The organism is Bradyrhizobium sp. USDA 4501, from assembly GCF_054062115.1.
Genome location: NZ_JBSSEX010000001.1, coordinates 8,574,433 through 8,599,047 on the forward strand (window position 1 = coordinate 8,574,433; position 24,615 = coordinate 8,599,047).

The following is a 24,615-nucleotide window of genomic DNA, read 5'->3' on the forward strand; positions in this document are numbered from 1 at the left end:
ACTGAGAAGCTTGCAGACCGCGCCAGGACCGTACCATCATGACGTCGGCCGGCCCGAATCGAATGCGGGCCTGGTGGACGTCTCCAGCGTCGGCCTTCGGCCCCAAAGGGTGCCGGGGTCACATTCCGTTTGCAGCTAATTTTTTCCGTTATGCCGATTGTTCTGCGGAGCCGACATTGAACCACGATGCATTGGCCAAGCTCACCGTCACCATCATTGTCCTGGTCGCGTTGCTGGTATGGCGCGTTGCCGACCAGAAGAAGTCGATTGAATGCGGCGCAAATTGCCCAACCGACCTCTCTGCGAGCCGGAAGGCCGCCCAATAATATCTGAGCGACTCGATCCCGGTTCACGGCCGCCTGGTCAGCATGGCGCGTAGCCTAGCGCTTTGCGGGTGGGCCGCTCTTGTTGCCTGGTTGTCCCTTGATGTTCGACGAATCCTGTTCCTGGACATGCAGGTTCTGCGAGTTCGAGCCGACCGTGCCTTGCTTGGCGGGCGGCCCGCTCTTGTTGCCCGGCGCGCCGGCGATTCCGGTTCCGGAACTTTGAGCGCTCGGGGACGTCGTGGCGTTTGGGGAACCGGCGGCCGTGTCGGGGCGCCCCGGAGGCGTTGCGGCCGCGCCGGGCCTGTCCTGATCGCCGACATAGCCGGATTCACCGGAGTTGCGGGTCTTGGCACCCTTGTCGGCCTCGTTTTGCAGGTTCTGGGCAACCGCGTGTTGCGCCAGTATCGGGCTGGTTGCCATGGCACCGGCGATGAGCAGTGCGATTGTGCGGGTTCTCATGAGTGTCCCTCCTCTGGGTTGCCGGGGACAACACGTATCGCGATCATCATTTCCTATGCGCGCGAAAAATCGCCGCGAGGGAACAAGCATCGCGAACGTGCCGCGGCCGGCTACAGCGATCCGTTTGAGTGGTCGCACCGCGCCTCTATCGGCCATCGTGCGGCGCGTATATCGTCCGCGCCAAACACAAGATCGGTCCCGGCACGCCGGGTAACGACGCATAATGAGGAAGCGATGTCCGACATGCTGCTGTTTTCGCCAATGACCATCCGCGGCGTCACGCTGAAGAACCGCATCGTGGTGCCGCCGATGCACCAATATTCCGCCGAGAAGGGCTTTCCGACCGACTGGCATCTGATGAATGCCGGCAAGTTCGCCGCCGGCGGCGCCGGTCTCGTGATCGTCGAATCGACCAAGGTCGGGCGGCGCGGCTGCGGCACGATCGGCGATCTCGGCATCTGGGACGACAAGTTCATCGCGCCGCTCAGTCGCCTCGTCGGCTTCATCAAGCAGCAGAACGCGGTCGCCGGCATCCAGCTCGGTCATTCCGGCCGCAAGGCGCGCGCAAGCCGGCCCTGGGAGGGGGATCGTCCGCTCGAACGCACCGCCGAGATCGAGGACTGGGATGCCTGGACGCCGGTGGCGCCGAGCGCGATCGCCCATAGCGAGCGCTGGCCGGTGCCGCGCGCGCTGGATACGCACGAGGTGAAGGACCTCGTCGCAGCCTGGGGGCAGGCGGCACGGCGCGCCCATGCGGCAGGGTTCGAGGTGCTGGAACTGCACGGCGCCCATGGCTATCTCGTGCACGAATTCCTCTCCGGGCGCTCCAACCAGCGCAGCGACGAATATGGCGGCTCGGAAGCCAACCGGATGCGCTTCCTGATCGAGGTCACCGAGGCGGTGCGGGCGCACTGGCCGGATCACAAGCCGCTGTTCGTGCGGCTGTCGGTCGAGGACAACGCCGGCTGGGGCCCGGAGCAGAGCGCGCGGCTCGCCAGGATCCTGAAAGCGAAGGGGGTCGACGTGATCGATTGCTCATCGGGCGGAATCAGCGAGATGGCGCCGATCCTGGGCAAGGAGATCAAATACAACTATCAGGTGCCGCTCGCGGAATATGTCCGCGCCCATGCCGATATCATGACCATGGCGGTCGGCCTGATCATCCACGGAGACCAGGCCGAACAAATCCTGCGTGATAAACAAGCAGATTTGATCGCGGTCGGCCGGGAAATCCTCAATAACCCGAACTGGCCGATGGACGCCGCGCTCAAGCTCGGCGTCGAGGGGCCGTTCCGCAATGTTCCTCCGCAGTTCGGCTACTGGCTGGGCACGCGGGCCAAGCGCGGATTCGGCACCCAGCCGTCGACCTGGCAGAACGGGTTGCGGGAGACTGGGCCAAAGGCCGACGAAAGGCTGACAGGGGGCTGACAAGAGGCCGATCCGGGCACCGTGACAGGACCGTAATGGTCCGGTGACAAGGCGGCCTTGATCCGACCAAAAAGCCGTTGTGTGGTGCCCCGCGTCGGGGTGGGGCCGAATGTTGCGAAACGTTGCCGGCCGTTAGCGAAGGGATCACGGATAATGCGCAAACATGTTGGCTTCTTGCTCGGGACGGTCGCGGGCGCGTGTCTCACCCTGCTCGTGGCCTCGCCGCAGGGCGCGCATCTGTTCGCCGTCGCCAACGCCGCCGCGCATTCCGACAACAGCAACACCTATTCGCAGCTCAATCTGTTCGGCGAGGTGTTCGAGAAGGTCAAGACCGACTACGTCGAGAAGCCCGAGGACGCCAAGCTCGTCGAGGGCGCGATCAACGGCATGATCTCCTCGCTCGATCCGCACTCCCGCTACATGAACGAGAAGGGCTGGGCGGAGATGCAGGAGACCACGCATGGCGAGTTCGGCGGGCTCGGCATCGAGGTCACCATGGAGGACGGCTTCGTCAAGGTGGTGGCGCCGATCGACGACACGCCGGCCTCGCGCGCCGGCATCATGTCGGGCGACGTGATCACGTCGATCGACGACGACCAGATCCAGGGCATGACGCTCGACCAGGCCGTCAACAAGATGAAGGGCGCGCCCAACAGCTCGATCCGGCTGAAGATCATCCGCAAGGATGCCGACAAGCCGATCGAGGTCTCGATTATGCGCGAGATCATCCGCGTCCGCCCGGTGAAGTATCACGTCGAGGGCGGCGACATCGGCTATATCAGGATCACCTCGTTCAACGAGCAGACCACCGAGGGTCTGCGCAAGGCGATCGGCGATATCCAGAAGCAGATCCCGCAGGACAAGCTCACAGGCTACGTCGTCGACCTCCGCAACAATCCCGGCGGCCTGCTCGACCAGGCGGTCTCGGTGACCTCGACCTTGATGCAGCGCGGCGAGGTGGTCTCGACCCGCGGCCGCAATCCCGAGGAAACCCAGCGCTTCACCGCGCATGGCGGCGACATGACCAAGGGCAAGCCGCTCGTCGTCTTGATCAACGGCGGTTCGGCCTCGGCCTCCGAGATCGTCGCCGGCGCGCTGCATGACCACAAGCGCGCGACCCTGATCGGCACCCGCTCGTTCGGCAAGGGCTCGGTGCAGACCATCATTCCGCTCGGCACCGGCAATGGCGCGCTGGCGCTGACCACGGCGCGCTATTTCACGCCGTCGGGCCATTCGATCCAGGCACTCGGCATCAAGCCCGACATCGAGGTGCTGCAGGACGTGCCGGACGAATTCAAGACCCGCTCGGAGATCAAGGGCGAGGCCTCGATGCGCGGCCATCTCTCCGCCGAGGGCGCCGAGCAGACCGGCTCGCAATCCTACGTCCCGCCGGACGAGAAGAACGACAAGGCGCTGGCCGCGGCGTTCAACCAGCTGCGCGGCGTCACCGTCAACGCCGATGCCAAGAACGCCGACACCAAGGCCGCGCAGAAGCGGCCGGTGCCGAACTAGAACCTGTAGCCCGGATAGCTCCATCCGGGCTACGCAGCTGCCAAAATATCGAAAACAACCCCATGCAAAGGAGCCGGTGGGGGCTGGCGCTCGACCAGGCAATTTGACACGTCGGGCAATTACAGGGTAAATTTCCAAAATTCCGAAATCGTGCGGGCGCGTCCCTCGGGCTCCGACTTCCGAGCAGCCTTACGCCGCGCCGGCGACCGGCTTGCGTCGCCGCGCCGTGCTCGCGCCCGCAGCGGGGCCGCGGCGATGCCCGGCCAGCAGCTCGCGGATCTGGGCAGCGGGCTTTGGCGGGCTGAACAGATAGCCCTGCATCTCCGAGCAGCCGAGCTCGCGCAGCAATTGCTGTTGCTGCGCGGTCTCGACGCCTTCCGCCGTCGTCGTCATGCTGCGCTCGGCGGCGATGTTGACGACGGCCTCGACGATGCCGGCCGAGCCTTGCGGATCGGCGATGTCGGTGACGAAGCAGCGGTCGATCTTGATCTTGTCGAACGGGAATCGCTTCAGGTAGCTCAGCGACGAATAGCCGGTGCCGAAATCGTCGAGCGCGATCCTGATCCCGATGGCGCGCAGCTGGTGCAGCGCGGCCAACGCGCTCTCGTCGTCGCGGATCAGCACCGCCTCGGTGATCTCGAGCTCGAGCCGGCTCGCTGACAGCCCCGACGATGCAAGCGCCGCGATCACCTTGAGCGCCAGCGTGCCGCTGCGGAACTGCACCGGCGAGACGTTGACGGCGAGCCTGACGTGGTCGGGCCAGTTCACGGCTTCCTTGCAGGCCGTCATCAGTACCCACTCGCCGAGCTGGTTGATCAGGCCGGTCTCTTCCGCAATCGGCACGAATTCGGCCGGCGAGATCATGCCGCGCTGTGGATGACGCCAGCGCACCAGCGCCTCGCAGCCGGTGATCTCGTTGCTGCGCAGGTCGACGCAGGGCTGGTAATGCACTTCGAGCCCGCTGCCGGCGGCGATCGTCTGCCGCAACTCCATCTCGAGCTCGCGGCGGGCGCGGGCGTCGGCATCCATCGCCGGCTCGAAGAAGCGGAAGACGCGCCGGCCGGCCGACTTCGCCGCATACATCGCAAGATCGGCGTTCTTCATGATCTGGTCGAGATCGGTGCCGTCCTTCGGCGCCAGTGCGATGCCGATGCTGGCGTCGGTCGTGACCTGGTGGCCGAGGCATTGATAGGGCGCGCGGATCACCTCGTAGATGCGCGCGACGAGGTCGGCGACCTCGGCCTCGCTCTTCACCCCGGTCTGCACGATCGCGAACTCGTCGCCGCCGAGGCGAGCGACGAAATCGCCGTCGCCGATCACGCCGCTCAGCGTCCGCGCCACGGACTTGAGAAGCTCGTCGCCGACCATGTGGCCGAGCGAGTCGTTGACGCCCTTGAATTCGTCGATGTCGATATAGAGCACCGCAAGCTGGCTGTCGGGCGTGACATGCGGCAGCTCGCGCCTGATCTCCTCGTGGAACAGCGCGCGGTTCGGCAGGTCGGTGAGCGCATCGTAGTGGGCGAGATGCGTGATGCGCTCTTCGGCGCGGCGGCGCTCGGTGACGTCCTCATGGGTCGCAAGCCAGCCGCCGTCGGCCAGCGGCTCGTTGACGACCTGGATCGAGCGCCCGTCGGGCGTCGTGATCACCATGGTGTTGCGGATGTCGACGTCGCGCAGCACGAGATTGACGTAGCGCTCGACGTCGCCCTGGAACGAGCCGGTCCGGTGACGATGCACGATGACGTCGCGGAAGCTGCAGCCGGGCTTGATGATGTCGGCCGACAACCCGTACATCTCGATATAGCGCCTGTTGCAGATCACCAGGCACTGCGCGGCGTCGAACAGCAACAGGCCCTGCGTCATGTTGTTGACGGCGGTGTCGAGCCGCAGCTTCTCCAGCGTCAGGCGCTGCTGCTGGGCGCGATGCTGCTGCACCAGCTTGCGCACCACCAGCGTCAGCAGGATCGCGATCGCCAGCACCGAGATGCTGGTCACCGCGATCAGGATGCCGATCTGCTCGCGCCAGTTGGCGAGCGCCGCCTCGGTGGTGCTCGTCGCGACGACGACGATCGGGAATTTGGTCAGTGCCCGCGACGACACCAGGCGGTCCTTGCCGTCGACCGGGCTGGCGAGCCGCGTCGTGCTCTGCGGCAGCTCGAAAACCTGCTGCTGATTGACTGGACCGTTGCGGAAATTCCTCCCGATCAGCTCTTCGACATGGGGATAGCGTGCCAGCAGCGTGCCGTCGCGATGATGCATCGAGATCGCGGCGCCGTCGCCGAGCGCCACGGTGGAGAAGAACTTCTCGAAGGCCGCCGGCTCGATGCCGCGGCCGACCACGCCGAGGAATTCCCCGTGCGGACCGGTGACCTTGCGGACGATAACGGTGGTCCAGTTTCCGGTGATGCGGCTCACCACCGGCGCGACCTGCATGTCGGGCGAATAGGGGCTCGACTTGAAGATCTGGAAGTAGGGGCGGTCGGCAATGCTTGCCTGCGGCAGCGGCCAGGCGCCCGAGCTGTTGATCAGAACGCCGTCGGCGTCGAACACGTTGAGGCTGCCGACATTGGACAGCGCGTCCATCTTGGATTTGAGCATCGCATGGATGTCGGCGGCCGACATCCGGCGCCTGTAGTTCTCCGGCGTCGCGATTGCATTGTCGCGCATGAACGTGATCAGGTCGCGCTGGACGACTTCGAGATCGTCGAGCTGCTGGTCGAAATGCCGCGCCAGCAGCAGTACGGTGTTCTCGAGCTCACGCTCGCTGTTGTGCAGGGCGCGATCGCGGAAATTCTCCGCCATCAGCGTAGCGCCGATCGCGATCGCGGCCATCAGCACGGCGCCGCCGAGGATCAGCCAGCGGATCGGACCGCTGCCGATCACCGATTTGATGTTGAACGTGGCGCTGCCGTTTGGAGTCATTTGCCGCAATCGCTTCCAGGTGTTTCACCCGGAAGTAGGTCTCGTGCACCCCCGGCCCGCGAAAGTCGTATCCAATCGAAATGGAGCGCGGGTTAGCGAGATTGGTTAATGAAACCTTGCGGGCATTGGCGACAGTGCGTACCGGCGATCACGCGCCGGCGCGATAGTGCCCCGATTTGCCGCCGATCTTCTCGACGAGGTGGATGCCCTCGATGCGGATGCCGCGGTCGACCGCCTTGACCATGTCGTAGATCGTCAGGCATGCGACCGAGACTGCGGTCAGCGCCTCCATCTCGACGCCGGTCGGCCCCGTCACCTTGACGCTGGCGCGGACGATGCAGCCGGGCAGCTTGCGGTCGGGTGTGATGTCGATCGTGACCTTGGTCAGCGCCAGCGGATGGCAGAGCGGGATCAATTCCGAGGTCCGCTTCGCCGCCATGATGCCGGCGATCCGCGCCGTCGCCAGCACGTCGCCCTTCTTGGCCTGGCCGGTTTCGATCAGCGCCAGCGTCGCCTTGCTCATCACGACGCGGCCTTCGGCGACCGCGGTCCGCTCGGTCGCGGGCTTGGCCGAGACGTCGACCATCCGAGCCTCGCCCTTGGCGTCGATATGGGTGAGGGCGGTGCCGGAGCCGGAAGGCTCGGCCTTGGTCTTGCCCTTGCTGTTCCGCGCCATTGCGTCAGCGCGTTGCGGTGGCGCGCGGGGCGGCCTGCCGCGTCAGCAAGGCGCGGGTCGCCGCGGTGACGTCCTGCTGGCGCATCAGGCTTTCACCGACCAGGAAAGTCGACATCCCGACCCGTTCGAGCCGGGCGAGATCGCCAGGCGTGAAGATGCCGCTCTCGCCGACCATCAGGCGGTCGGGCGGGATCAGCGGTGCCAGCGCCTCGCTGGTCGCGAGCGTGGTCTCGAAGGTGCGCAGATTGCGGTTGTTGACGCCGATCATCGGCGAGCGAAGTTTCAAGGCACGGTCAAGCTCGGCGCGGTCGTGAATCTCGACCAGTACGTCCATGCCGTAGCCGAGCGCGGCGTCCTCGATCTCCCTGGCCGCCGCGTCGTCGAGCGCGGCCATGATGATCAGGATGCAGTCGGCGCCATGGGCGCGCGCCTCCGCCACCTGGTAGGTGTCGAACATGAAATCCTTGCGCAGCACCGGCAGGCTGGTCGCCGCGCGGGCCGCAACCATGAAGTCGAGATGGCCCTGGAACGAGGGCGCGTCGGTCAGCACCGACAGGCACGCCGCGCCGCCGGCCTCGTAGGCCTTTGCGAGCACGGGCGGATCGAAGTCGGCCCGGATCAATCCTTTCGAGGGCGAGGCCTTCTTCACTTCCGCGATTAGCGCGTAGTCGCCGCGCGTATGCTTGTCCTTGAGGGCGCGGACGAAGCCGCGAGGAGCCGAGGCCGATCTGGCCTCCGCCTCGATCTCGGCGAGCGGATGGGCGCGCTTCGCGGCGGCGATCTCCTCGCGCTTGTAGGCCTCGATCTTGGTCAGGATGTCCGACATCGCTTAGCGCCTTGCTTAACCGTTCGAAACCGCGACCAGATGCTTCAGCCGCGCGGCGGCAGCGCCGCTGTCGAGCGACTGGGCACCGATCGCGACGCCTTCCTTGAGGTCCTTGGCGCGGCCGGCCACGATCAGCGCGGCGGCGGCGTTGAGCAGGGCGACGTCGCGATAGGCGCTCGGCTTGCCCTGCAGCACGCTGGAGAGCGCGATCGCATTTGCATCGGCGTCACCGCCCTTCAGCGCCTCGCCGCCGACGCGGCCAAGGCCGGCATCCTCGGGCGTGACCTCTGATGTCCTGATCTCGCCGTTCTCGAGCGTCGCAACGAAGGTCGGGCCGGTGAGGGTGATCTCGTCGAGGCCATCGGAGCCATGCACGACCCATACCTTGTCCGAACCGAGGTTCTTCAGCACCTGCGCCAGCGGCTGCACCCATTGCCGCGAGAACACGCCGACCATCTGCCGCTTGACGCCGGCCGGGTTCGATAGCGGCCCGAGCAGGTTGAAAATGGTGCGGGTAGCGAGCTCGACCCGGGTCGGACCGACATTCTTCATCGCCGGATGATGCGCGGGCGCGAACATGAAGCCGATGCCGGCTTCCTTGACGCAGCGCCCGACTTGTGCGGGCGTCAAATCGAGCTTGACGCCGAGCGAGGCCAGCACGTCGGCGGCGCCCGAGCGCGACGACAATGCGCGGTTGCCGTGCTTCGCCACGGGCACGCCAGCGCCGGCCACGATGAAGGCCGCGCAGGTCGAGACGTTGACCGAGCCGGAGCCGTCGCCGCCGGTGCCGACGATGTCGACGGCCTCCGCCGGCGCCGTGACCGGCAGCATCTTGCCGCGCATCGCGGTGACGGCGCCGGTGATCTCCTCGACGGTCTCGCCGCGCACCCGCAGTGCCATCAATAGCCCGCCCATCTGCGAGGGCGTGGCTTCGCCCGACATCATGCTGTCGAAGGCGGACGCCGCCTCTTCACGCGTCAGCGTGGCGCCGGTGGCGACTTTTCCGATGATCGATTTCAGGTCGTCCATTCGCTGGCTCAGGGTCTGTTGTTGGAGCTTGATCGCCGCGCAGCGCGTCGTCGCGCTGTCCCGATCATGCTCAATTATTTGCGCCTGTCACCTGTGCGAAGGCTGCCTGGTTGATGGTCACACCGATATCGGACTCGATCTTCGTGACATATTGCGCGACCTGCTCGTCGCTCAGCGACCGCCGCAGCGCCTCGGTGAGCTGCTTGGCCGCGTCCGACGCGAAGTCGACCGGCGGCACCGTCACGTTGGTGACGCGGAAGACCACCCACTGGCTGCCGCCGGCGACGGAGGTCTGTCCATCGCCGTCCTTGGCGGTCCGGAATGCCGCCGCAATCACGCCGGCCGGCACGGCAGGCAGCGAGGCCTCGCGGTTGAAATTCGCCGCGGTTTCGACCTTGACGCCGGCAGCGGCGGCTTCGTCGGCGAGCTTGGCGCCGCTGTCGAGCTTCTGGACGATCTCGGTCGCCTTGGCACGCAGCTTGGTGGAGATCTGGTCTTCGCGCCACTTGGCCTCGACCTGATCGCGAACCTCGTCGAGGCTGCGCTCGCGCGACGGCGTGATGCCGAGCACGTCGTACCAGACATAGCCGCCGTTGAACTGGATCGGGTCGTTGTCGACGCCAACGTCGCTGTTGAAGGCCTGCGACACCACGTCGAGGCCGCGCGGGATGTTGGTCGCGACCTGGCCGTTCGGCAGCCGTCCGGAGCGATCGACCGCGTCGATGGTGATCGGCGTCAGCTTCAGTTTCTGTGCGGCTTCGACGACGCTGGCGCCGCCGCCGCGCTCGTCTTCCATCTTGTCGCGCAGGTCGGCGACCTTGGTGCGGGCGCGCTCGGAGGCGATCTCGTTCTTCACCTGCTGGGCGAGGCTCTCATAGCTCGGGGTCGCGCCGGGCTCGACCTTGCCGACCTTGACCAGCGCGACACCGAAGCGGCCCTGCACCGGCTGGCTGACTTCGCCTGCGGGCAGGGAGAAGGCGGCATCGGCGACGGCAGGGTCGAGGATCGCCGACTTCGCGACCAGGCCGAGATTGACGTCGGCCAGATTGAGGTTGCGCTCCTTGGCGATGTCGTCGAACGACGCGCCCGACGCGATCCGCCCGCGCGCGGCCTGCGCCTCGCCGGCGTCCGGAAACACGATCTGCGAGACCTCGCGCTTCTCCGGCGTGCTGAGCCGGTCCTTGCGCTCCTCGAAGATCTTCCTGGCGTCCTCGTCCGACACCGTTTCCCACTTGCCGATTTCCTCCGGCGTGATGGCGACGAAGGAGATCTTGCGGTATTCGGGCGCGCGGAACTGGGCCTTGTGGTCCTCGAAATAGGCGGCGAGCGCCTCGGGCGAGGGCGGATCGATGGTTCCGGCCTGCGCGGCGCCGAGCGTGATGTAGTCGATCGAACGCTGCTCGTTCTGGAACCGGGTCAGCGCCTCGACCAGAGATTTCGGCGGCTCGATCCCGGACGAGATAGTGCCGGCGATCTGGCGCCTGAGGCCAACGCGGCGCTGCTCGGCGATGTAGCGACCTTCGGTATAGCCATAGTTGCGGATCACGGCCTGGAAACGCTGCGGGTCGAACTGGTTGTTGAGGCCCTTGAAGTTCGGATCGTTGTAGATCGCGCGCAGCACCTCGGCGTCGGACAAATTGAGGCCCATGCGGCGTGCTTCCTCGTCCATCGCGGCTTCCGCAAGCGTCTGCTGCAGCACCTGGCGGTCAATGCCGAAGGCGCGCGCCTGGTCCGGCGTCAGCGGGCGGCCGAACTGGCGGCCTAGCTGCTGCAGGCGGTCGGTATAGATCTGGCGGAACTGCTCGGCCGAAATCTCGGTCCCGCCCACCTTGGCGAAGGTCGACTGGCCAAACCCCTTGAAAATGTCGGCAATGCCCCAAATTCCGAAACTGACGATCAAAACGCCCATCACCACGGCCATAATCGTCTTGCCGAGCCAGTTTGATGAGGCTTTCCGCATTCCTCGAAGCATGGGTCCAACTTGTTTTACAGGAGGGGAACCGGGTCGTGCCCAATGGGGAGCCGAAAGTCGAGGCTTTTGTCCCGCAGCAGGGCGTCACCGGGTTGAAAACCCATCATAAAGTGGCCGAAGCGCCCCCGCAACCTTGGCCGCGCGGGCGGAAGCGTCGCACGGTGTGCGCGAAGCCGCGCTCTGGAAGTCGCCGCCCGGCTCTGGTAGCGCAGGGACACGCTCGAACGATGGGAAATCCGACATGACCGACGCCATCCGGCCGCTGATCGCCGGCAACTGGAAAATGAACGGCCTGAAATCCTCTTTTGCCGAGTTCGACGCGATGCTGGCGGGCGCCGGAGATGTCGCCGGGAAGGCTGATCTCCTGGTCTGTCCGCCCGCGACATTGGTCGGGGCGTTCGCTGACAAGGCGCGCGGCTCGAAGGTCGCGGTCGGCGCCCAGGATTGCCATCCCAAGGCATCGGGCGCCCACACCGGCGATCTCTCGGCGGAGATGTTCAAAGACCTCGGCGCGGTCGCGATCATCGTCGGCCATTCCGAGCGGCGCGCCGACCACGGCGAGACCGACGCCTTGATTCGGCAGAAGGCGGGGGCCGCCTGGCGCGCCGGGCTGACCGCGATCGTCTGCATCGGCGAGACACGCGAGCAGCGCGACGCCGGCAAGACGCTCGATGTCTGCGGCACCCAGCTTGCGGGCTCGCTGCCCGACGGCTCGACCGCGGCCAACCTGGTGGTGGCCTATGAGCCGGTCTGGGCGATCGGCACCGGCCTGACCCCGACGGCCAAGGATGTCGAGGAAGTTCACAGGTTTATCCGAGGTCAGCTCACCGATCGCTTCAAGGGCGAGGGAAACAGGATCAGGATCCTCTACGGCGGCTCGGTCAAGCCGTCGAATGCGGTCGAGCTGATGGCCGTCGCCAATGTCAACGGCGCCCTGGTCGGCGGCGCCAGCCTCAAGGCGTCGGACTTTTTGGCGATCGCTGCGGGGTGTTAGGGCTGCCCCTTTCGCACCGAGCTCTCACACCGTCATCATGAAGGAGGCCGCAACGCGGCCGTCTCGAAGGATCGACGGCCCAGCTGGTGGCCGTCGACCCTTCGAGACGCGCGGAGCCTGTCATCGGGCCGCGCTTTGCGCGGACCCGTTGGCGCTCCTCAGGGTGACGGGATGGGCAGTGTTGCGCAGACAGTTGCCATCGGCATCTCTGCTTGGCTACGGATTCAGGCCGCCGCCGCGCCGATCCGCTTCCAGTAGATCATCGTGCCGGTGAGGCCGCCATTCGGCTTCAGCGCGTAGTCCGGGATGAGGCCGGTGAGCTGAAATCCCAGTCTTTCATAGAGTGGCGCAGCGCCATCCTCTGCGGCGGTGTCGAGCACCAGCAGCGTGCGGCCGTGCGCGATCGCAAGCTGCTCGGCCGTGCGCATCAATTCCGTCGCGACGCCGCGATGGCGATGGGCGACGCGTGTCATCATCTTTGCAATTTCCGCCCGATGCGGCTGGTTGGGCGGCAGCTTGAGCAGAAGCGTCACGGTGCCGATCAGATCATTGTCGGTGAATGCGCCGAGCACGATGCGCTCGCCGCGCGCGGCGGCGCCGAGCGAGTCCTGCCAGAATGCATCGGCGTCGTCCGGCGACAGCGGATGCATGAAGCTCACCGAGCCGCCGCTGGCGACGGTCTCGATCAACAATTCGCTGAGCGCGCTGCGAATCCCGGGCTCATCGGCGAGTGGCTTGATCGAAAACTGCGGCATGCATCAGCTCCGGGCCAGGGCGACCACATAGGTGCAGGAGGCGTTGGTCTCGTTGGCGAAGGTCGTCTCTGCCGGCGGGCCGAATCCGAGGCAATCACCGGCGCCGAGCAAATGGCGTGCGCCGCCTTCGGTGATGACGAGGCTGCCGCTGAGCACCCAGACCAGTTGGCGGATATGCGCGTAGGAGGAGGCGGGCAGGGTCACGGTCTGCTTCAGCGGCAGCTCGACCCGCACCAGTTCGACCGGATGGTCGGGACGGCTGAACACCTGGCGGCGTAGATAGCCGGTTTCCGGATCGCGCCAGACCGGTTGCGCGGCGGCGCGCGACAGCCGTTCGCCCTGGCCTTCGGCGCGCAACATCAGGCCGGCCAGGGTGAGATCGAAAGCCGAGGCGAGGCGCACCAGCACGACCGCGGTCGGGCTGACCTCGGCGCGCTCGATCTTGCTGATCGTGGCCTTCGAGACGCCAGCGCGTTCGGCGAGGTCGGCCAGCGACCAGCCCCGGCCATCGCGCTCGAGCCTGATCCGCTGCGCCAGGCGCTGGCTCAGATCTTCTACTAAAGTATCCATTTGTCTACTATAGTAGAAATTGCCGGTTCCCGGCAAGGCCCGGCCGGGCCGCCATCGGCGCCGCTTGTGATCATCGACAGTGCGACTATCTCGGGGGTGACAATGCCCGGTGCAATCGTGTAACAGGGCGCGACTTCACGAAAACCGTAGAGCCGATAGCGCCGTTTGTCTGGCCGCTTGGCGGCTTGTGACGAAGGCTTGCGATGCAGACTGTCGTTATCATTGTCCACCTCATGATTGTCGCCGTCATGATCGGCGCCGTGCTGTTGCAGAAATCCGAAGGCGGTGGCCTTGGCATGGGTGGCGGCGCCGGCTTCATGTCGAGCCGCGGCACCGCCAATTTGCTGACGCGGACTACGGCGATCCTCGCGGTGGGCTTCTTCATCACCAGCCTGTTCCTGTCCTGGTACGCAGGCTACGACCGCAAGCCGAGCTCGATCGTCGGCACCGGCGCGCCGGCGCAGACGCAGCCGGCCGGCGGCACGCCGATGAACGCGCCGACCTCGGGCGGCATCCTCGATTCGCTGAAGAAGGCCGACGAGCAGCAGGGGCAGCAGGCCCCGAGCGGCCCGCAGGCGCCACGGTCGCAATAAAGCGGGGTGGCCATGCAGGATGCCCCGCTGGCATCCTGCATCAGAAACCCCCATCAATGCTCTGAAATCGCTTCCAGTTTGATGCAACCCACAGCCCGGCGAATTGTTTGCCGGGAACAGCCGATTCGTTTTGCGAATCGCCGGAGTCGGATTAAAGGTAAAGTCCCATGGCGCGGTACATATTCATCACCGGCGGCGTGGTCTCCTCGCTCGGCAAGGGTCTGGCTTCAGCGGCGCTCGGCGCTCTGCTGCAGGCCAGGGGCTACAAAGTCCGCCTTCGCAAGCTCGATCCCTATCTCAACCTCGATCCCGGAACGATGTCGCCGTATCAGCACGGCGAAGTGTTCGTGACCGACGACGGCGCCGAGACCGATCTCGATCTCGGCCATTACGAGCGCTTCACCGGTCGTCCGGCCACCAAGGCCGACAACATCACGACCGGGCGAATCTACCAGGACATCATCACCAAGGAGCGCCGCGGCGATTATCTCGGCGCCACCATCCAGGTGGTTCCGCACGTCACCAACGCGATCAAGGAATTCGTGCTGTCGGGTAACGACGAGTTCGATTTCGTGCTGGTCGAGATCGGCGGTACCGTCGGCGACATCGAGGGCCTGCCGTTCTTCGAGGCGATCCGCCAGCTCAAGAACGAGCTGCCGCGCGATCACGCGGTCTACATTCACCTGACGCTTCTGCCGTACATTCCAAGTGCCGGCGAACTCAAGACAAAGCCGACGCAGCACTCGGTGAAGGAGCTGCGCTCGATCGGCATCCAGCCGGACATCCTGCTGTGCCGCACCGATCGCGAAATTCCCAAGGAGGAGCGGCGCAAGCTCGGCCTGTTCTGCAACGTGCGCGAGAGCGCCGTGATCGAGGCGCGCGACGTCGACAACATTTACGCCGTGCCGGAGGCCTATCACGCCGCCGGCCTCGACGATGAGGTGCTGGCCGCGTTCGGCATCACCGCGAAGATTCCGCCGGCGCTGCAGAGCTGGCACGTCATCAACGAGCGCGTCCGCAATCCGGAAGGTGCGGTGACGATCGCCATCGTCGGCAAATACACCGGCATGAAGGACGCCTACAAATCGCTGATCGAGGCGCTGTCGCACGGTGGCATCGCCAACAAGGTGAAGGTCAATCTCGATTGGATCGAGAGCGAGGTGTTCGAGAACGAGGACCCGGCGCCGTTCCTCGAGCACGTCAACGGCATCCTGGTGCCCGGCGGCTTCGGCCAGCGCGGCGCCGAGGGCAAGATCCGCGCGGCGCAGTTCGCGCGCGAGCGTGACGTGCCGTATTTCGGCATCTGCTTCGGCATGCAGATGGCGGTGATCGAGGCGGCGCGCAATCTGGTCGGCATCGAGGACGCCAACTCGACCGAGTTCGGCCCGACCAAGGAGCCGCTGGTCGGCCTGATGACGGAATGGCTGCGCGGCAACGAGCTCGAGAAGCGCTCGCAGAGCGGCGATCTCGGCGGCACGATGCGGCTCGGGGCCTATCCCGCGGCGCTCAACCGCGGCAGCCGCGTCTCGCAGGTCTATGGCGGCGCGACCGAGATCTCCGAGCGGCACCGCCATCGCTACGAGGTCAACACCGCCTACAAGGACCGCCTCGAGCAGCACGGCCTGCGCTTCTCCGGCATGTCGCCCGATGGCGTGCTGCCGGAGATCGTGGAGTACGAGGACCATCCCTGGTTCATCGGCGTCCAGTTCCATCCCGAGCTGAAATCGCGGCCCTTTGAACCGCATCCCCTCTTCGCGTCGTTCATCGAGGCGGCAGCCAAGCAGAGCCGGCTGGTTTAACTGAGCGGCCGTCAGCTGCGCCGCTACACGGCGCAGTCCTCGCTGGTCCGGCGTTCCTTCTTGATCGGTGAAACGTTTGCACCAGCCGCCGGCGTGCCGTCGCGCGTCATCAGCTTGTATTGCGGGCGTCGCGTCAGCCGGTAGACCGCGGCCGGCGGCACGTTGAGGATGGCGCGATCGACCAGCGTGGCGCGCAGGCCGAGCCGGTCGAGGATCGGCCGCGGCACCGGACAGCGCATGCCGTAGGTGAATTGATAGAACGCGCCGCCGGGACGTAGATAGCTGAACGCGCCGCCGACGATCGAGATGACCTTGCGCGGCGACATGTTGAGCAGCGGCAGTCCGCTGACGACGGCGCCGACCGGCGCGCCATCGTAGAGCCGCTCCGAGGCGAGGCGCGCCGCGTCCATCCACAGCACGCGCGCGCCGGGAAAGCGCAGCTGCAACAGCCGCATGAAATCCGAGCCGTATTCGATCAGCGTAAGATCCTGCTGGCGCACGCCGCGCTTCAACAGCTGATAGGTGAACGCGCCCGTGCCCGGACCGAGCTCGAGCACCGGGCCGGTGTCGGCGCTGATGTCGCGCGTGATCAGTTCGGCGAGCGCGGCGCCCGACGGCGCGATGGCGCCGACGCGGCCAGGGGCCGCCATCCACGCCGTGAAGAAAGACAGCAGATCATGTGACATTGGGATTCCCAGCAAAGTGTCGCGGCGCTTCGACTCAGATGCGAAGCGTGACGCCTTGTTTGCGGGAGCTGCATTGCGAGAACATTGCGCGAGAGCGCCGTTCCGATTGAATCGGAACGGGGCTCTCGACCCTAGTTTTGACGCGTTTCCTTCACGCGAACCGGTGCCCATCCCGCATCGAGTGCGGGACAGGCTTCGCTCGAAAACGCTTTGGCATCACGACGCGAACGGCGCCGGCGGTAACGTGAGGCGGAAGCACGCGCCGCCCTTCGGACCGTCGAGCACGGAGACGTGACCGCCGTGCAGCCTTGCGATCTCGCGCACCATGTTGAGGCCGAGTCCGGCGCCGCGGTCGAGCGGCGCGAGCCGATAGAACGGATCGAAGATCCGGGTGCGCTGGTCCTGGGGAATGCCGTCGCCTTCATCCGATACGTCGATGGTCGCGGCACTGCCGACATGGATGGTGATGGTGCCCGCGGCGGCCGCCATGCTGGATGGCGTTCTGCACCAGATTGGTGAGCGCGCGCTCCAGCGCGGCGCGATCGCCCAAGATCTCGACGCGATCGGTTGCGGTATCGAGCGACAGCTCGTAGCCGGCCGCGATCGCGAGCGGCGCGAGGTCGGCCGCGACATTGCGGGCGACCGCGACGAGATCAACGCGGACGAACGGATTGCGGCACTGGTCGAAGCGCTGGATGTCGAGCAGTTGCTCGGCCAATGTCGCAAGCCGCGCCGAATCCTCGAGCAGGCGGGTTTTCTCCGGACCTGGCGGCAGCGACTCCAGCCGCGTGTTGAGGATCGCGATCGGCGTGCGCAATTCATGCGCCGCGTCGGCGACGAATCGCTGGTGCCGGGAATAGCCATCGTCGAGCCGTTTCAGCGCATCGTTGATGGCGGTCACCAGCGGCGCTACCTCGAGCGGCAGATGGTCCGCCGACAGTCGGCTGCCGCGCTGGCGGAAATCGATCCGGCGCGCTTCGTCGGCGGTGGTATCGAGACCGGCGAAGGCGCGCTTCACCACCATCGGCGTCGCGATGAAGGTGGCGCATGCCATCAGGAAAAGGCCGGGCAGGGCAATGGCGAGGAATGCCAGCGTCGTGGCGAGCGCGGTCTTGACGCTCGACATTGGCCCTTGCGTCGCTGTGAGCACCTGCACGGGGCCGGCGTCGGAATTGACGCGCTTCAGCCGCGCCGGCGGCTTGCGCGGATCATCCTCGAACATCTGCCAGCCGAGCCGCGCCTGGCTGATCTGGTCGAGTGCGTCACCGATCCTGGCAAATTCCGGCGGCACCGCGCCTTCCGTCAGCGAACGGCCATGCCGGTCGCGCACCAGGAACCAGAGGTCGGGCGTGTCGTCACGAAGCTTTTGCAGTTCGGCCGTCGGGCGCAAAATCAACTCGCCCTTGCCGTCGCGTGCGACCGCGCCCTGCACGATGGAAATCACATGATCCTCATCGCGTGGAACGATCAGGAAGCCGGTGGCACACAACGCGCTGATCAGGCAAACGATCAGCATGGCAAGCAGCAGCGCCTGGAGCGTCACCAGCCGCCAGCTCAGTTGCGAGCGCAGGCAATAGTGCTCGGCCTGTTCGCTCATGACGTTTGCTTCAAGAGATAGCCGACGCCGCGGATGCTGTGGATCTCGACGCCGGCGTTGGCGTCGGCAAGCTTGCGCCTGAGACGCGAGACGTGCGCATCGAGCGCGTTGGACTGGATCTCGTCCTCGAAATTGTAGACGGCTTCCTCCAGCGTCGCGCGCAGCACGGTGCGGCCCATGCGGCGCAGCAGCGTCTCCAGCACCAGCAGCTCGCGCCGCGGCAGCTCAAGTGGGCAGCCGTCGACACTGGCCTCGCGATGGCCGCAATCGAACGCCACGCGGCCGGCCCTGATGATCTCGAGCTGCAGGCCGGCGGGGCGGCGCAGCACGGCGCGCAGCCGCGCCATCAGCTCCTCGACCGCGAACGGCTTGGCCAGATAGTCGTCGGCGCCGCTGTCGAGGCCCGTGATGCGGTCGGTGAGATCGCCGCGCGCGGTCAGCACGATGATCGGCACGCCGTCGGCCTTGGCGCGCAGCTTCGGGATCAGCGTGAGGCCGTCGCCGTCCGGAAGCTGGCGGTCGAGCAGGACCGCGCCATGCACGTCGGCACAGATCGCTTCCTCGGCCTCGGCAAGGTTCGGCACGTGGTCGACCACCATGTCGTAGCCCTTCAGCGCCTGCGACAGCGCCGCCGCCATTTCGGCCTCGTCCTCAACCAGCAGTATCCGCATGTCCTTGTGGTCCAACTCCTGAAGGCAGGTTTTAGGGCAAGTAACATTGCAACAACATTGCGGAAATGGCCGCCCGTCGCGAGCAGGGGTGCCATGTTGTCACCCCCTCAAGACAGTCCGGAAGGCGCTGGCTATAACCGCCCGCACACCAATCTGGGAGGACTGCCAATGATCTACGAGACCCGCGTCTATCGCTGCCTGCCGGGACGGCTGCCGGCGCTGCTCAAGCGCTTCGAGACCATCACGCTGAAGCTCTGGGACAAGCATGGCATCAGGCAGGCCGGCTTCTTCACGACGCTGGTCGGGGAATCCAACCAGGAGCTGACCTATCTGCTGGCCTGGGAATCGCTCGCCGAGCGCGAGAAGAAGTGGACCGCGTTCCAGACCGATCCGGAGTGGATCACCGCGCGCGCCAAGACCGAGGAGGACGGCCAGATCGTCCTCAACATCGTCAACCAGCTTCTGGTGCCGACGGCGTTTTCGTCGGTCAAGTGACGCCCGCTGCGGCCATGTTCCCGTCATTGCAAGCGAAGCAATCCATTGGCACCACATATGCGGAGCGATCGATTGCTGCGTCGCTTCAGCGCAAAATTGCTTCGCAATTTTGTCGCGAGCTCCTCGCAATGACGGGGAGGCATCTTTTCTCGGTCCCTTGGGGAGGGAAAGTTGCAGCGACGCTATTGCGGGCAGCCCGAGGTCTGATCGCCCTGGGTCACCATCGGCTTGCCGTTGATGAAGACGCCGTGGCTGCCGGAGGTCGTCTTGCCGCCGCAATGCGTGCGATCGCCCATGACCACCGCCGGCTTGCCGTTGATCAGGACGTTGGGCACGCCCTCGACGAGCGGGCCGCCATTGCTGGTGGTATCGCCGCTGCGCGCCGCCGGCTTGCCATTGACGGTGACGCCGGTGGCTCCGCTGGTGACGACCCCGGGCTGGGTGCTGGTCTGGCCATAGGCGAGGCCCGACATCGCCGACATGGCGGCGACGGCTCCGATCATCAGCGGGATGCGCATGGCTTCCTCATGGGAATCTGTTCCGCGCCAGTTTATAGGCGCTGTTTGGGCGGGATTGTGTTAGCACGGCGCACCCACGGCGTCAGCGCAACCCCCTCATCGTGCGGGATGGCTTGATCCGTCCCGCGCGGGACTGCATGGTCGCCGGCAAAAGGATGCAGCATTTTGACCAATCAGGTTTCCGCGCAAGCCGCCGCGCCGATCGTTGCCGTCGGATCGGCCAAATTCGGCAATGCCTTGCCGATTTCGATCATCGCCGGTCCGTGCCAGCTCGAGAGCCGCGCGCATGCGCTTGAGGTGGCGTCCGCGCTGAAGGAGATCGCGGTCCGGCTCAAGGTCGGTCTGGTGTACAAGACCTCGTTCGACAAGGCGAACCGCACCAGCGCGACCGCGGCGCGCGGCATCGGATTGGCGCAGGCGCTGCCGATCTTCGCCGAGATCCGGTCTTCGCTCGGGCTGCCGGTGCTGACCGACGTGCATGAGGCGACCCAGTGCGCCGACGTGGCGCAGGCGGTCGACGTGCTGCAGATCCCGGCCTTCCTGTGCCGGCAGACCGATCTGTTGCTGGCTGCGGCCGCGACCGGCAAGGTCGTCAATGTCAAGAAGGGCCAGTTCCTGGCGCCGTGGGACATGGCAAATGTGGTCAGCAAGATCACCGGCGCCGGCAACGCCAATGTGCTGGTCACCGAGCGCGGTGCATCGTTCGGCTACAACACGCTGGTCTCGGACATGCGCGCGCTGCCGATCTTGTCGCGCACCACCGGCGCGCCTGTGATCTTCGACGCCACCCATTCGGTGCAGCAGCCGGGCGGCAAGGGCACCTCGTCGGGCGGCGAGCGTGAATTCGTGCCGGTGCTGGCGCGGGCCGCGGTCGCGGTCGGCGTCGCCGGCGTGTTCATCGAGACTCATCCCGATCCGGATCATGCGCCGTCGGACGGCCCCAACATGGTGCCGCTCCGCGACTTCGAGGCCCTCGTCAAGCGGCTGATGCAGTTCGACGCGCTCGCGAAGACGGCGGCCTGACCGGCGGACAACGACATGACCGCAACCAGCGGCATGCCGCCGGCCCTCAACGTGATCACGCTGGCGACCTTCGCGGCGAGCCTGTCGGTGCGTGCGCTTGATCCGGTGCTGCCGCATGTCGCTGATGACTTCGGCGTCAGCATAGCGACCGCCGCGAGCTTCGCCGCGGTGTTCGCCTTCACCTTTGCCGCGGTGCAGCCGGCGATCGGCGCCGCTGCCGATTTGTTCGGCAAGGCGCGGCTGATGACGATCTGCCTCGGACTGCTCGGCGTTGCCAACATCCTCGGCGCGCTCTCGACCTCGTTTCCGATGCTGTTCGTGACCCGCATCCTCTCCGGCATCGGCTCGGGCGGCGTGTTTCCGGTGGCGCTGTCGCTGACCAGCGATCTGGTTGGCCCGGACAAGCGGCAGCTCGCGATCGGGCGAACCCTGGCGGGCTCGATGACCGGCAATCTGCTCGGTGCGACGGCATCCGGCCTGATCGGCGACTTCCTCGGCTGGCGCGGCGTGCTCGCGGTGCTCGGCGGCCTCGTGATTATCGTCGCGCTGGCGGTTGCAGCCGGCTTCCGCGGCGCTGCGCTGAACCGTCCGCCGCGCACCAGCCTGAAGGCGCTGCGCCACGGCTATCGTACCATCTTCACCAATCCGAACGCCCGCATCTGCTATTCGGCAGTCTTCATCGAAGGCTGCTGCGTGCTCGGGCTGTTTCCCTTCATCGCCTCGTTCCTGTTCGAGCTCGGCGAGACCTCGCTGTCGATCGCCGGCATCGTGATCGCGGGATTTGCGATCGGCGGATTGCTCTACACGCTGACGGTATCGCGCCTGCTGCCGTGGATCGGGGTGAGGGGGATGATGATCGTTGGCGCGACACTGGTTGCGATTCAACTGGTCGGGGTCGCCTTCGGGCCGCACTGGAAGCTGCAGATGGCGGGCCTCCTGGTGATGGGCCTCGGCTTCTACATGATCCACGGCTGCCTGCAGGTGTTCGCCAGCGAGCTGTCGGTCGAGGCGCGCGCCACCGCGCTGTCGCTGCACTCGTTCTTCTTTTTCATGGGCCAGACCGTCGGCCCGATCGCCTATGGCTTCGGCCTGCAACACGTCGGCAAGACCGCGACGTTGGTGTCAGCCGCCGCCGTGATGGTCGTGCTCGGCTTTATCTGCGCGCGGTTTCTGCGTCAGACCAGGCCCGCCGATGCGCAGATAACCTAGGCGTCCACGGGCTCACCGGCGGTGGCAGACACAACATGCAGGGAAGCGGGGTGCAGCGTCAGGATGACGCATTCGCGGCAGCGTTCGGACGACCGCGCATGGCATGAGGATTGCTTATTTCTCGCCATTTGAGGTGAGAGCGTGGACGTCCAGACTGGCTGGCCTATTCGAGGGAATGCGGACGTCAGGACAACGGGATATGGCACCGAGCCTCCACTTCAGCGTTTTCTGGCCTCCTGCCACCAAGAATTCAAATCGGACAATTCCGGCGCGCTCGCCGACTACATTCCGGAGCTGAAACGGGCCAACCCGGCGCATTTCGGCATCAGCCTCGTCACCATCGATGGCCATGTCTACGAAGTCGGCGACAGCGCCGCTCCTTTCACCATCCAGTCCGTTTCGAAGGCGTTCGTGTTTGCGCTGGCCCTCGATCTCGTCGGCGAAGCGCGCGTCGCGTCGGCGATCGGCGTCGAGCCGAGCGGTGAGGCATTCAACTCGATCCGGCTGACCAACGACAACAAGCCGTTCAATCCGATGGTCAACGCCGGCGCGATTGCCTGCTCCGGGCTGATCCACGAGGTCGATGGCCGCGCCGCATTCGAGCGCATCCGGGACAAGCTCGGCCAGTTTGCCGGCCGCGAACTCGACGTCGACGACGCGGTCCATGCGTCGGAGACGGCGACCGGCAACCGCAATCGCGCGATCGCCTGGCTGCTGCGCAACTACCTCGTGCTACAGGACGGCGTCGATGCCGTGCTCGATATCTATTTCCGGCAATGCGCAATTCTCGTCACCGCGCGCGACCTCGCGGTGATGGCCGCAACGCTCGCCAATCGCGGCGTCAATCCGGTCACCGGCGTCCAGGTGGTGACGCCGCATGTCGTCGCGCGCACGCTGTCGGTGATGACGAGCTCGGGCATGTACGACTATGCCGGCGAGTGGATCTATCGCGTCGGAATGCCCGCCAAGAGTGGGGTCGGCGGCGGCATCGTCGCAGCGCTCCCGTCGCAATTGGGGCTCGGCACCTTTTCGCCGCTGCTCGATGGGCACTTCAACAGCGTGCGAGGCCTGAAGGTTTGTGAGGCGCTGTCGGCGCGATTTGATCTGCATATGCTCAACCGCAGCGGCGACGTCCGCACCTGCATCATCGCCGACTACGACATCTTCGGCATCACCTCCCGCCGCAGCCGCCAGCCGCACGAACAGCAGATCCTCGATGACCGCCACAGCGACACCCGCGTCATCGAGCTGGTGGGGGCGCTCAACTTCGCGTCGATCGACTACGTCACTCGCCGGCTGTCCAGCGAGCCGCCCGGCGCGCCGCTGCTGATCCTAGATTTCCACCGCGTGCCCGACATCACGGCAGCCGGCGCCCAGCTGCTGGCTGAGAAAATCGCCACGCTCGGAAATTCCGGTGTCACCACGATCATCTCCGGTGTCGAGACGACGTCGTCGGTCTGGGCCACGATCCGCGCGCAGATCGAAGAGCCGAAGCGGTTGCGGCATTTTCCGCTGCTCGACGACGCCGTTGAATGGGCCGAGGATCAACTGATCTACCGCTATGGCGGCTTCACCGAGACCAAGGAGACCGCCCATCTCGGCGAGCAGGCGCTGTTGGCCGATCTCGCGCCCGAGGAGATCGCTGCGCTCGCCGAACTCTCGACGCCGCGCCGCTACGACGCCGGCCAGCGCATCGTCGTGGCCGGCGAGCCGGCCAATTCGTTGTTCTTCCTGCAAAGCGGGATGGTGAGCGTGAAGCTGCCGAGCGGCGTGCGGCTTGCCTCGCTCGGGCCGGGGATGGAGTTCGGCGAGATGGCGATCATCGAGAGCCACCGCAGCGCCGACGTCTGGGCGGACACGCCGGTCAAATGTCTCGAGCTACCGATCGACAGCTTTGCCGATTATCGTCAACTCCACCCGCAGATTTCGATGAAGATCATGCGCAATCTTTCCGCACTGCTGGCGCGCCGCCTCATCCTCGCCAATGCCAAGGTCGATCTGCTGAGCGCCTATTGAGACGCCGGATCAGCCCCGGCCTCGATAGGGCGCGACGCCCTGATCGGGAACCCAGATGCCCTTCGGCAGCCGGCCGGTCTGGAAGAACACGTCGATCGGAATGCCGCCGCGCGGATACCAGTAACCGCCGATCCGCAGCCATTTCGGCTTGATTTCCCCGACGATGCGCTTCCCGATCATGACGGTGCAATCCTCGTGGAAGGCGCCGTGATTGCGGAAGCTCGCCGCATAGAGTTTCAGCGACTTAGATTCCAGGAGCCACCGGCCCGGCACATAGTCGAGCACCAGATGGGCGAAGTCCGGCTGGCCGGTGATCGGGCAGACCGAGGTGAATTCCGGGATAGCGAAGCGCACCAGATAATCCGTGCCGGCCTGCGGATTGGGGACGCGGTCGAGCACCGCCTTGTCCGGGCTATCCGGCCAAGCGACGGCACGGCCGAGTTGCAGGGTTTTCTTCGCCATGGGCCTCATCCTTGTGGGAGCGGCCGAAATGAACGGAAGCGGGCGGTTCGTCAACCGTCCGCGTGCGGGGGCAGGGT

General features: G+C 65.9%; 22 protein-coding genes and 1 pseudogene. 10 read left to right on the forward strand and 13 right to left on the reverse strand.

Going from position 1 to position 24,615, the window contains the following annotated elements; translation table 11 throughout:
* Positions 1-38 precede the first annotated feature (38 nt).
* Positions 39-326: a hypothetical protein gene (locus tag ACVWZM_RS39980; RefSeq protein WP_143270718.1), complete on the forward strand. Its 288-nt coding sequence runs from the start codon at positions 39-41 to the stop codon at positions 324-326.
* 54 nt (positions 327-380) lie between these two features.
* Here ACVWZM_RS39980 and ACVWZM_RS39985 read toward each other — a convergent pair whose 3' ends face one another.
* Positions 381-785: a hypothetical protein gene (locus ACVWZM_RS39985; RefSeq protein ID WP_076825434.1), complete on the reverse strand. Its 405-nt coding sequence runs from the start codon at positions 783-785 to the stop codon at positions 381-383.
* Between the two features lie 234 nt (positions 786-1,019).
* Between ACVWZM_RS39985 and ACVWZM_RS39990 the strand changes: the two genes are divergently transcribed.
* On the forward strand, positions 1,020-2,213 hold the full coding sequence (locus ACVWZM_RS39990; RefSeq protein ID WP_456855996.1) for an NADH:flavin oxidoreductase/NADH oxidase: 1,194 nt from the start codon (positions 1,020-1,022) through the stop codon (positions 2,211-2,213).
* A 153-nt stretch (positions 2,214-2,366) separates the two neighbouring features.
* On the forward strand, positions 2,367-3,725 hold the full coding sequence (locus tag ACVWZM_RS39995; RefSeq protein ID WP_076825437.1) for a S41 family peptidase: 1,359 nt from the start codon (positions 2,367-2,369) through the stop codon (positions 3,723-3,725).
* Between the two features lie 189 nt (positions 3,726-3,914).
* Here the strand turns inward: ACVWZM_RS39995 and ACVWZM_RS40000 are convergent, their stop codons facing one another.
* The 5 genes from ACVWZM_RS40000 to ACVWZM_RS40020 all read right to left on the reverse strand — a co-directional run bounded on the left by ACVWZM_RS40000 (position 3,915) and on the right by ACVWZM_RS40020 (position 11,150).
* Complete coding sequence (locus tag ACVWZM_RS40000; protein WP_076825439.1) at positions 3,915-6,647, reverse strand: bifunctional diguanylate cyclase/phosphodiesterase; 2,733 nt, start codon at positions 6,645-6,647, stop codon at positions 3,915-3,917.
* A gap of 148 nt (positions 6,648-6,795) precedes the next feature.
* Complete coding sequence (moaC, locus tag ACVWZM_RS40005; RefSeq protein WP_050384518.1) at positions 6,796-7,323, reverse strand: cyclic pyranopterin monophosphate synthase MoaC; 528 nt, start codon at positions 7,321-7,323, stop codon at positions 6,796-6,798.
* 4 nt (positions 7,324-7,327) lie between these two features.
* Positions 7,328-8,149 carry an indole-3-glycerol phosphate synthase TrpC gene (gene trpC, locus ACVWZM_RS40010; RefSeq protein ID WP_076825441.1) on the reverse strand — a complete coding sequence of 274 codons (822 nt, stop codon included), beginning with the start codon at positions 8,147-8,149 and terminating at the stop codon, positions 7,328-7,330.
* A gap of 15 nt (positions 8,150-8,164) precedes the next feature.
* A complete protein-coding gene (trpD, locus tag ACVWZM_RS40015) occupies positions 8,165-9,178 on the reverse strand; it encodes an anthranilate phosphoribosyltransferase (RefSeq protein ID WP_076825443.1) in 1,014 nt (337 codons plus the stop codon).
* 70 nt (positions 9,179-9,248) lie between these two features.
* Entirely contained in the window at positions 9,249-11,150 is a 1,902-nt protein-coding gene (locus ACVWZM_RS40020; protein ID WP_316394219.1) for a peptidylprolyl isomerase, read from the reverse strand.
* A gap of 241 nt (positions 11,151-11,391) precedes the next feature.
* On the opposite strand from ACVWZM_RS40020, the gene tpiA reads away from it, so the two are divergent.
* Positions 11,392-12,144 carry a triose-phosphate isomerase gene (gene tpiA, locus ACVWZM_RS40025; protein ID WP_456855998.1) on the forward strand — a complete coding sequence of 251 codons (753 nt, stop codon included), beginning with the start codon at positions 11,392-11,394 and terminating at the stop codon, positions 12,142-12,144.
* Between the two features lie 224 nt (positions 12,145-12,368).
* Here tpiA and ACVWZM_RS40030 read toward each other — a convergent pair whose 3' ends face one another.
* Both ACVWZM_RS40030 and ACVWZM_RS40035 read right to left on the reverse strand, forming a co-directional pair.
* Positions 12,369-12,899 carry a GNAT family N-acetyltransferase gene (locus ACVWZM_RS40030; protein WP_076825448.1) on the reverse strand — a complete coding sequence of 177 codons (531 nt, stop codon included), beginning with the start codon at positions 12,897-12,899 and terminating at the stop codon, positions 12,369-12,371.
* Positions 12,900-12,902: 3 nt separating this feature from the next.
* Positions 12,903-13,469 carry a helix-turn-helix domain-containing protein gene (locus tag ACVWZM_RS40035; protein ID WP_456856000.1) on the reverse strand — a complete coding sequence of 189 codons (567 nt, stop codon included), beginning with the start codon at positions 13,467-13,469 and terminating at the stop codon, positions 12,903-12,905.
* Positions 13,470-13,672: 203 nt separating this feature from the next.
* Here ACVWZM_RS40035 and secG point away from each other — a divergent pair, with 203 nt between their 5' ends.
* Both secG and ACVWZM_RS40045 read left to right on the forward strand, forming a co-directional pair.
* On the forward strand, positions 13,673-14,062 hold the full coding sequence (secG, locus tag ACVWZM_RS40040) for a preprotein translocase subunit SecG (protein WP_028334048.1): 390 nt from the start codon (positions 13,673-13,675) through the stop codon (positions 14,060-14,062).
* Positions 14,063-14,229: 167 nt separating this feature from the next.
* On the forward strand, positions 14,230-15,861 hold the full coding sequence (locus ACVWZM_RS40045) for a CTP synthase (RefSeq protein WP_057016524.1): 1,632 nt from the start codon (positions 14,230-14,232) through the stop codon (positions 15,859-15,861).
* Positions 15,862-15,884: 23 nt separating this feature from the next.
* Here the strand turns inward: ACVWZM_RS40045 and ACVWZM_RS40050 are convergent, their stop codons facing one another.
* The 3 genes and pseudogenes from ACVWZM_RS40050 to ACVWZM_RS40060 all read right to left on the reverse strand — a co-directional run bounded on the left by ACVWZM_RS40050 (position 15,885) and on the right by ACVWZM_RS40060 (position 18,815).
* Complete coding sequence (locus ACVWZM_RS40050) at positions 15,885-16,547, reverse strand: class I SAM-dependent methyltransferase (protein ID WP_057016525.1); 663 nt, start codon at positions 16,545-16,547, stop codon at positions 15,885-15,887.
* Positions 16,548-16,763: 216 nt separating this feature from the next.
* Positions 16,764-18,144, reverse strand: a pseudogene (locus ACVWZM_RS40055) (sensor histidine kinase).
* Positions 18,141-18,815, reverse strand: a complete 675-nt coding sequence (locus ACVWZM_RS40060; RefSeq protein WP_316394226.1) for a response regulator transcription factor — start codon at positions 18,813-18,815, stop codon at positions 18,141-18,143. The pseudogene ACVWZM_RS40055 and the gene ACVWZM_RS40060 overlap by 4 nt, the downstream one beginning before the upstream one ends.
* A gap of 168 nt (positions 18,816-18,983) precedes the next feature.
* Here ACVWZM_RS40060 and ACVWZM_RS40065 point away from each other — a divergent pair, with 168 nt between their 5' ends.
* Entirely contained in the window at positions 18,984-19,310 is a 327-nt protein-coding gene (locus ACVWZM_RS40065) for an NIPSNAP family protein (RefSeq protein WP_018271819.1), read from the forward strand.
* Between the two features lie 182 nt (positions 19,311-19,492).
* Here the strand turns inward: ACVWZM_RS40065 and ACVWZM_RS40070 are convergent, their stop codons facing one another.
* Positions 19,493-19,828, reverse strand: a complete 336-nt coding sequence (locus ACVWZM_RS40070; protein WP_076825455.1) for a PAAR domain-containing protein — start codon at positions 19,826-19,828, stop codon at positions 19,493-19,495.
* 165 nt (positions 19,829-19,993) lie between these two features.
* Here ACVWZM_RS40070 and kdsA point away from each other — a divergent pair, with 165 nt between their 5' ends.
* From kdsA to glsA, 3 genes are all read left to right on the forward strand, one after another.
* The gene (gene kdsA / locus ACVWZM_RS40075) at positions 19,994-20,851 is read left to right on the forward strand and encodes a 3-deoxy-8-phosphooctulonate synthase (protein WP_076825457.1); all 858 of its coding nucleotides are present in this window, start codon (positions 19,994-19,996) and stop codon (positions 20,849-20,851) included.
* Positions 20,852-20,866: 15 nt separating this feature from the next.
* Positions 20,867-22,060, forward strand: a complete 1,194-nt coding sequence (locus ACVWZM_RS40080) for an MFS transporter (protein WP_456856001.1) — start codon at positions 20,867-20,869, stop codon at positions 22,058-22,060.
* Positions 22,061-22,225: 165 nt separating this feature from the next.
* The gene (glsA, locus tag ACVWZM_RS40085; RefSeq protein WP_456856845.1) at positions 22,226-24,076 is read left to right on the forward strand and encodes a glutaminase A; all 1,851 of its coding nucleotides are present in this window, start codon (positions 22,226-22,228) and stop codon (positions 24,074-24,076) included.
* 9 nt (positions 24,077-24,085) lie between these two features.
* Here glsA and queF read toward each other — a convergent pair whose 3' ends face one another.
* The gene (queF, locus tag ACVWZM_RS40090) at positions 24,086-24,547 is read right to left on the reverse strand and encodes a preQ(1) synthase (protein ID WP_210262590.1); all 462 of its coding nucleotides are present in this window, start codon (positions 24,545-24,547) and stop codon (positions 24,086-24,088) included.
* Between the last annotated feature and the right edge of the window lie 68 nt (positions 24,548-24,615).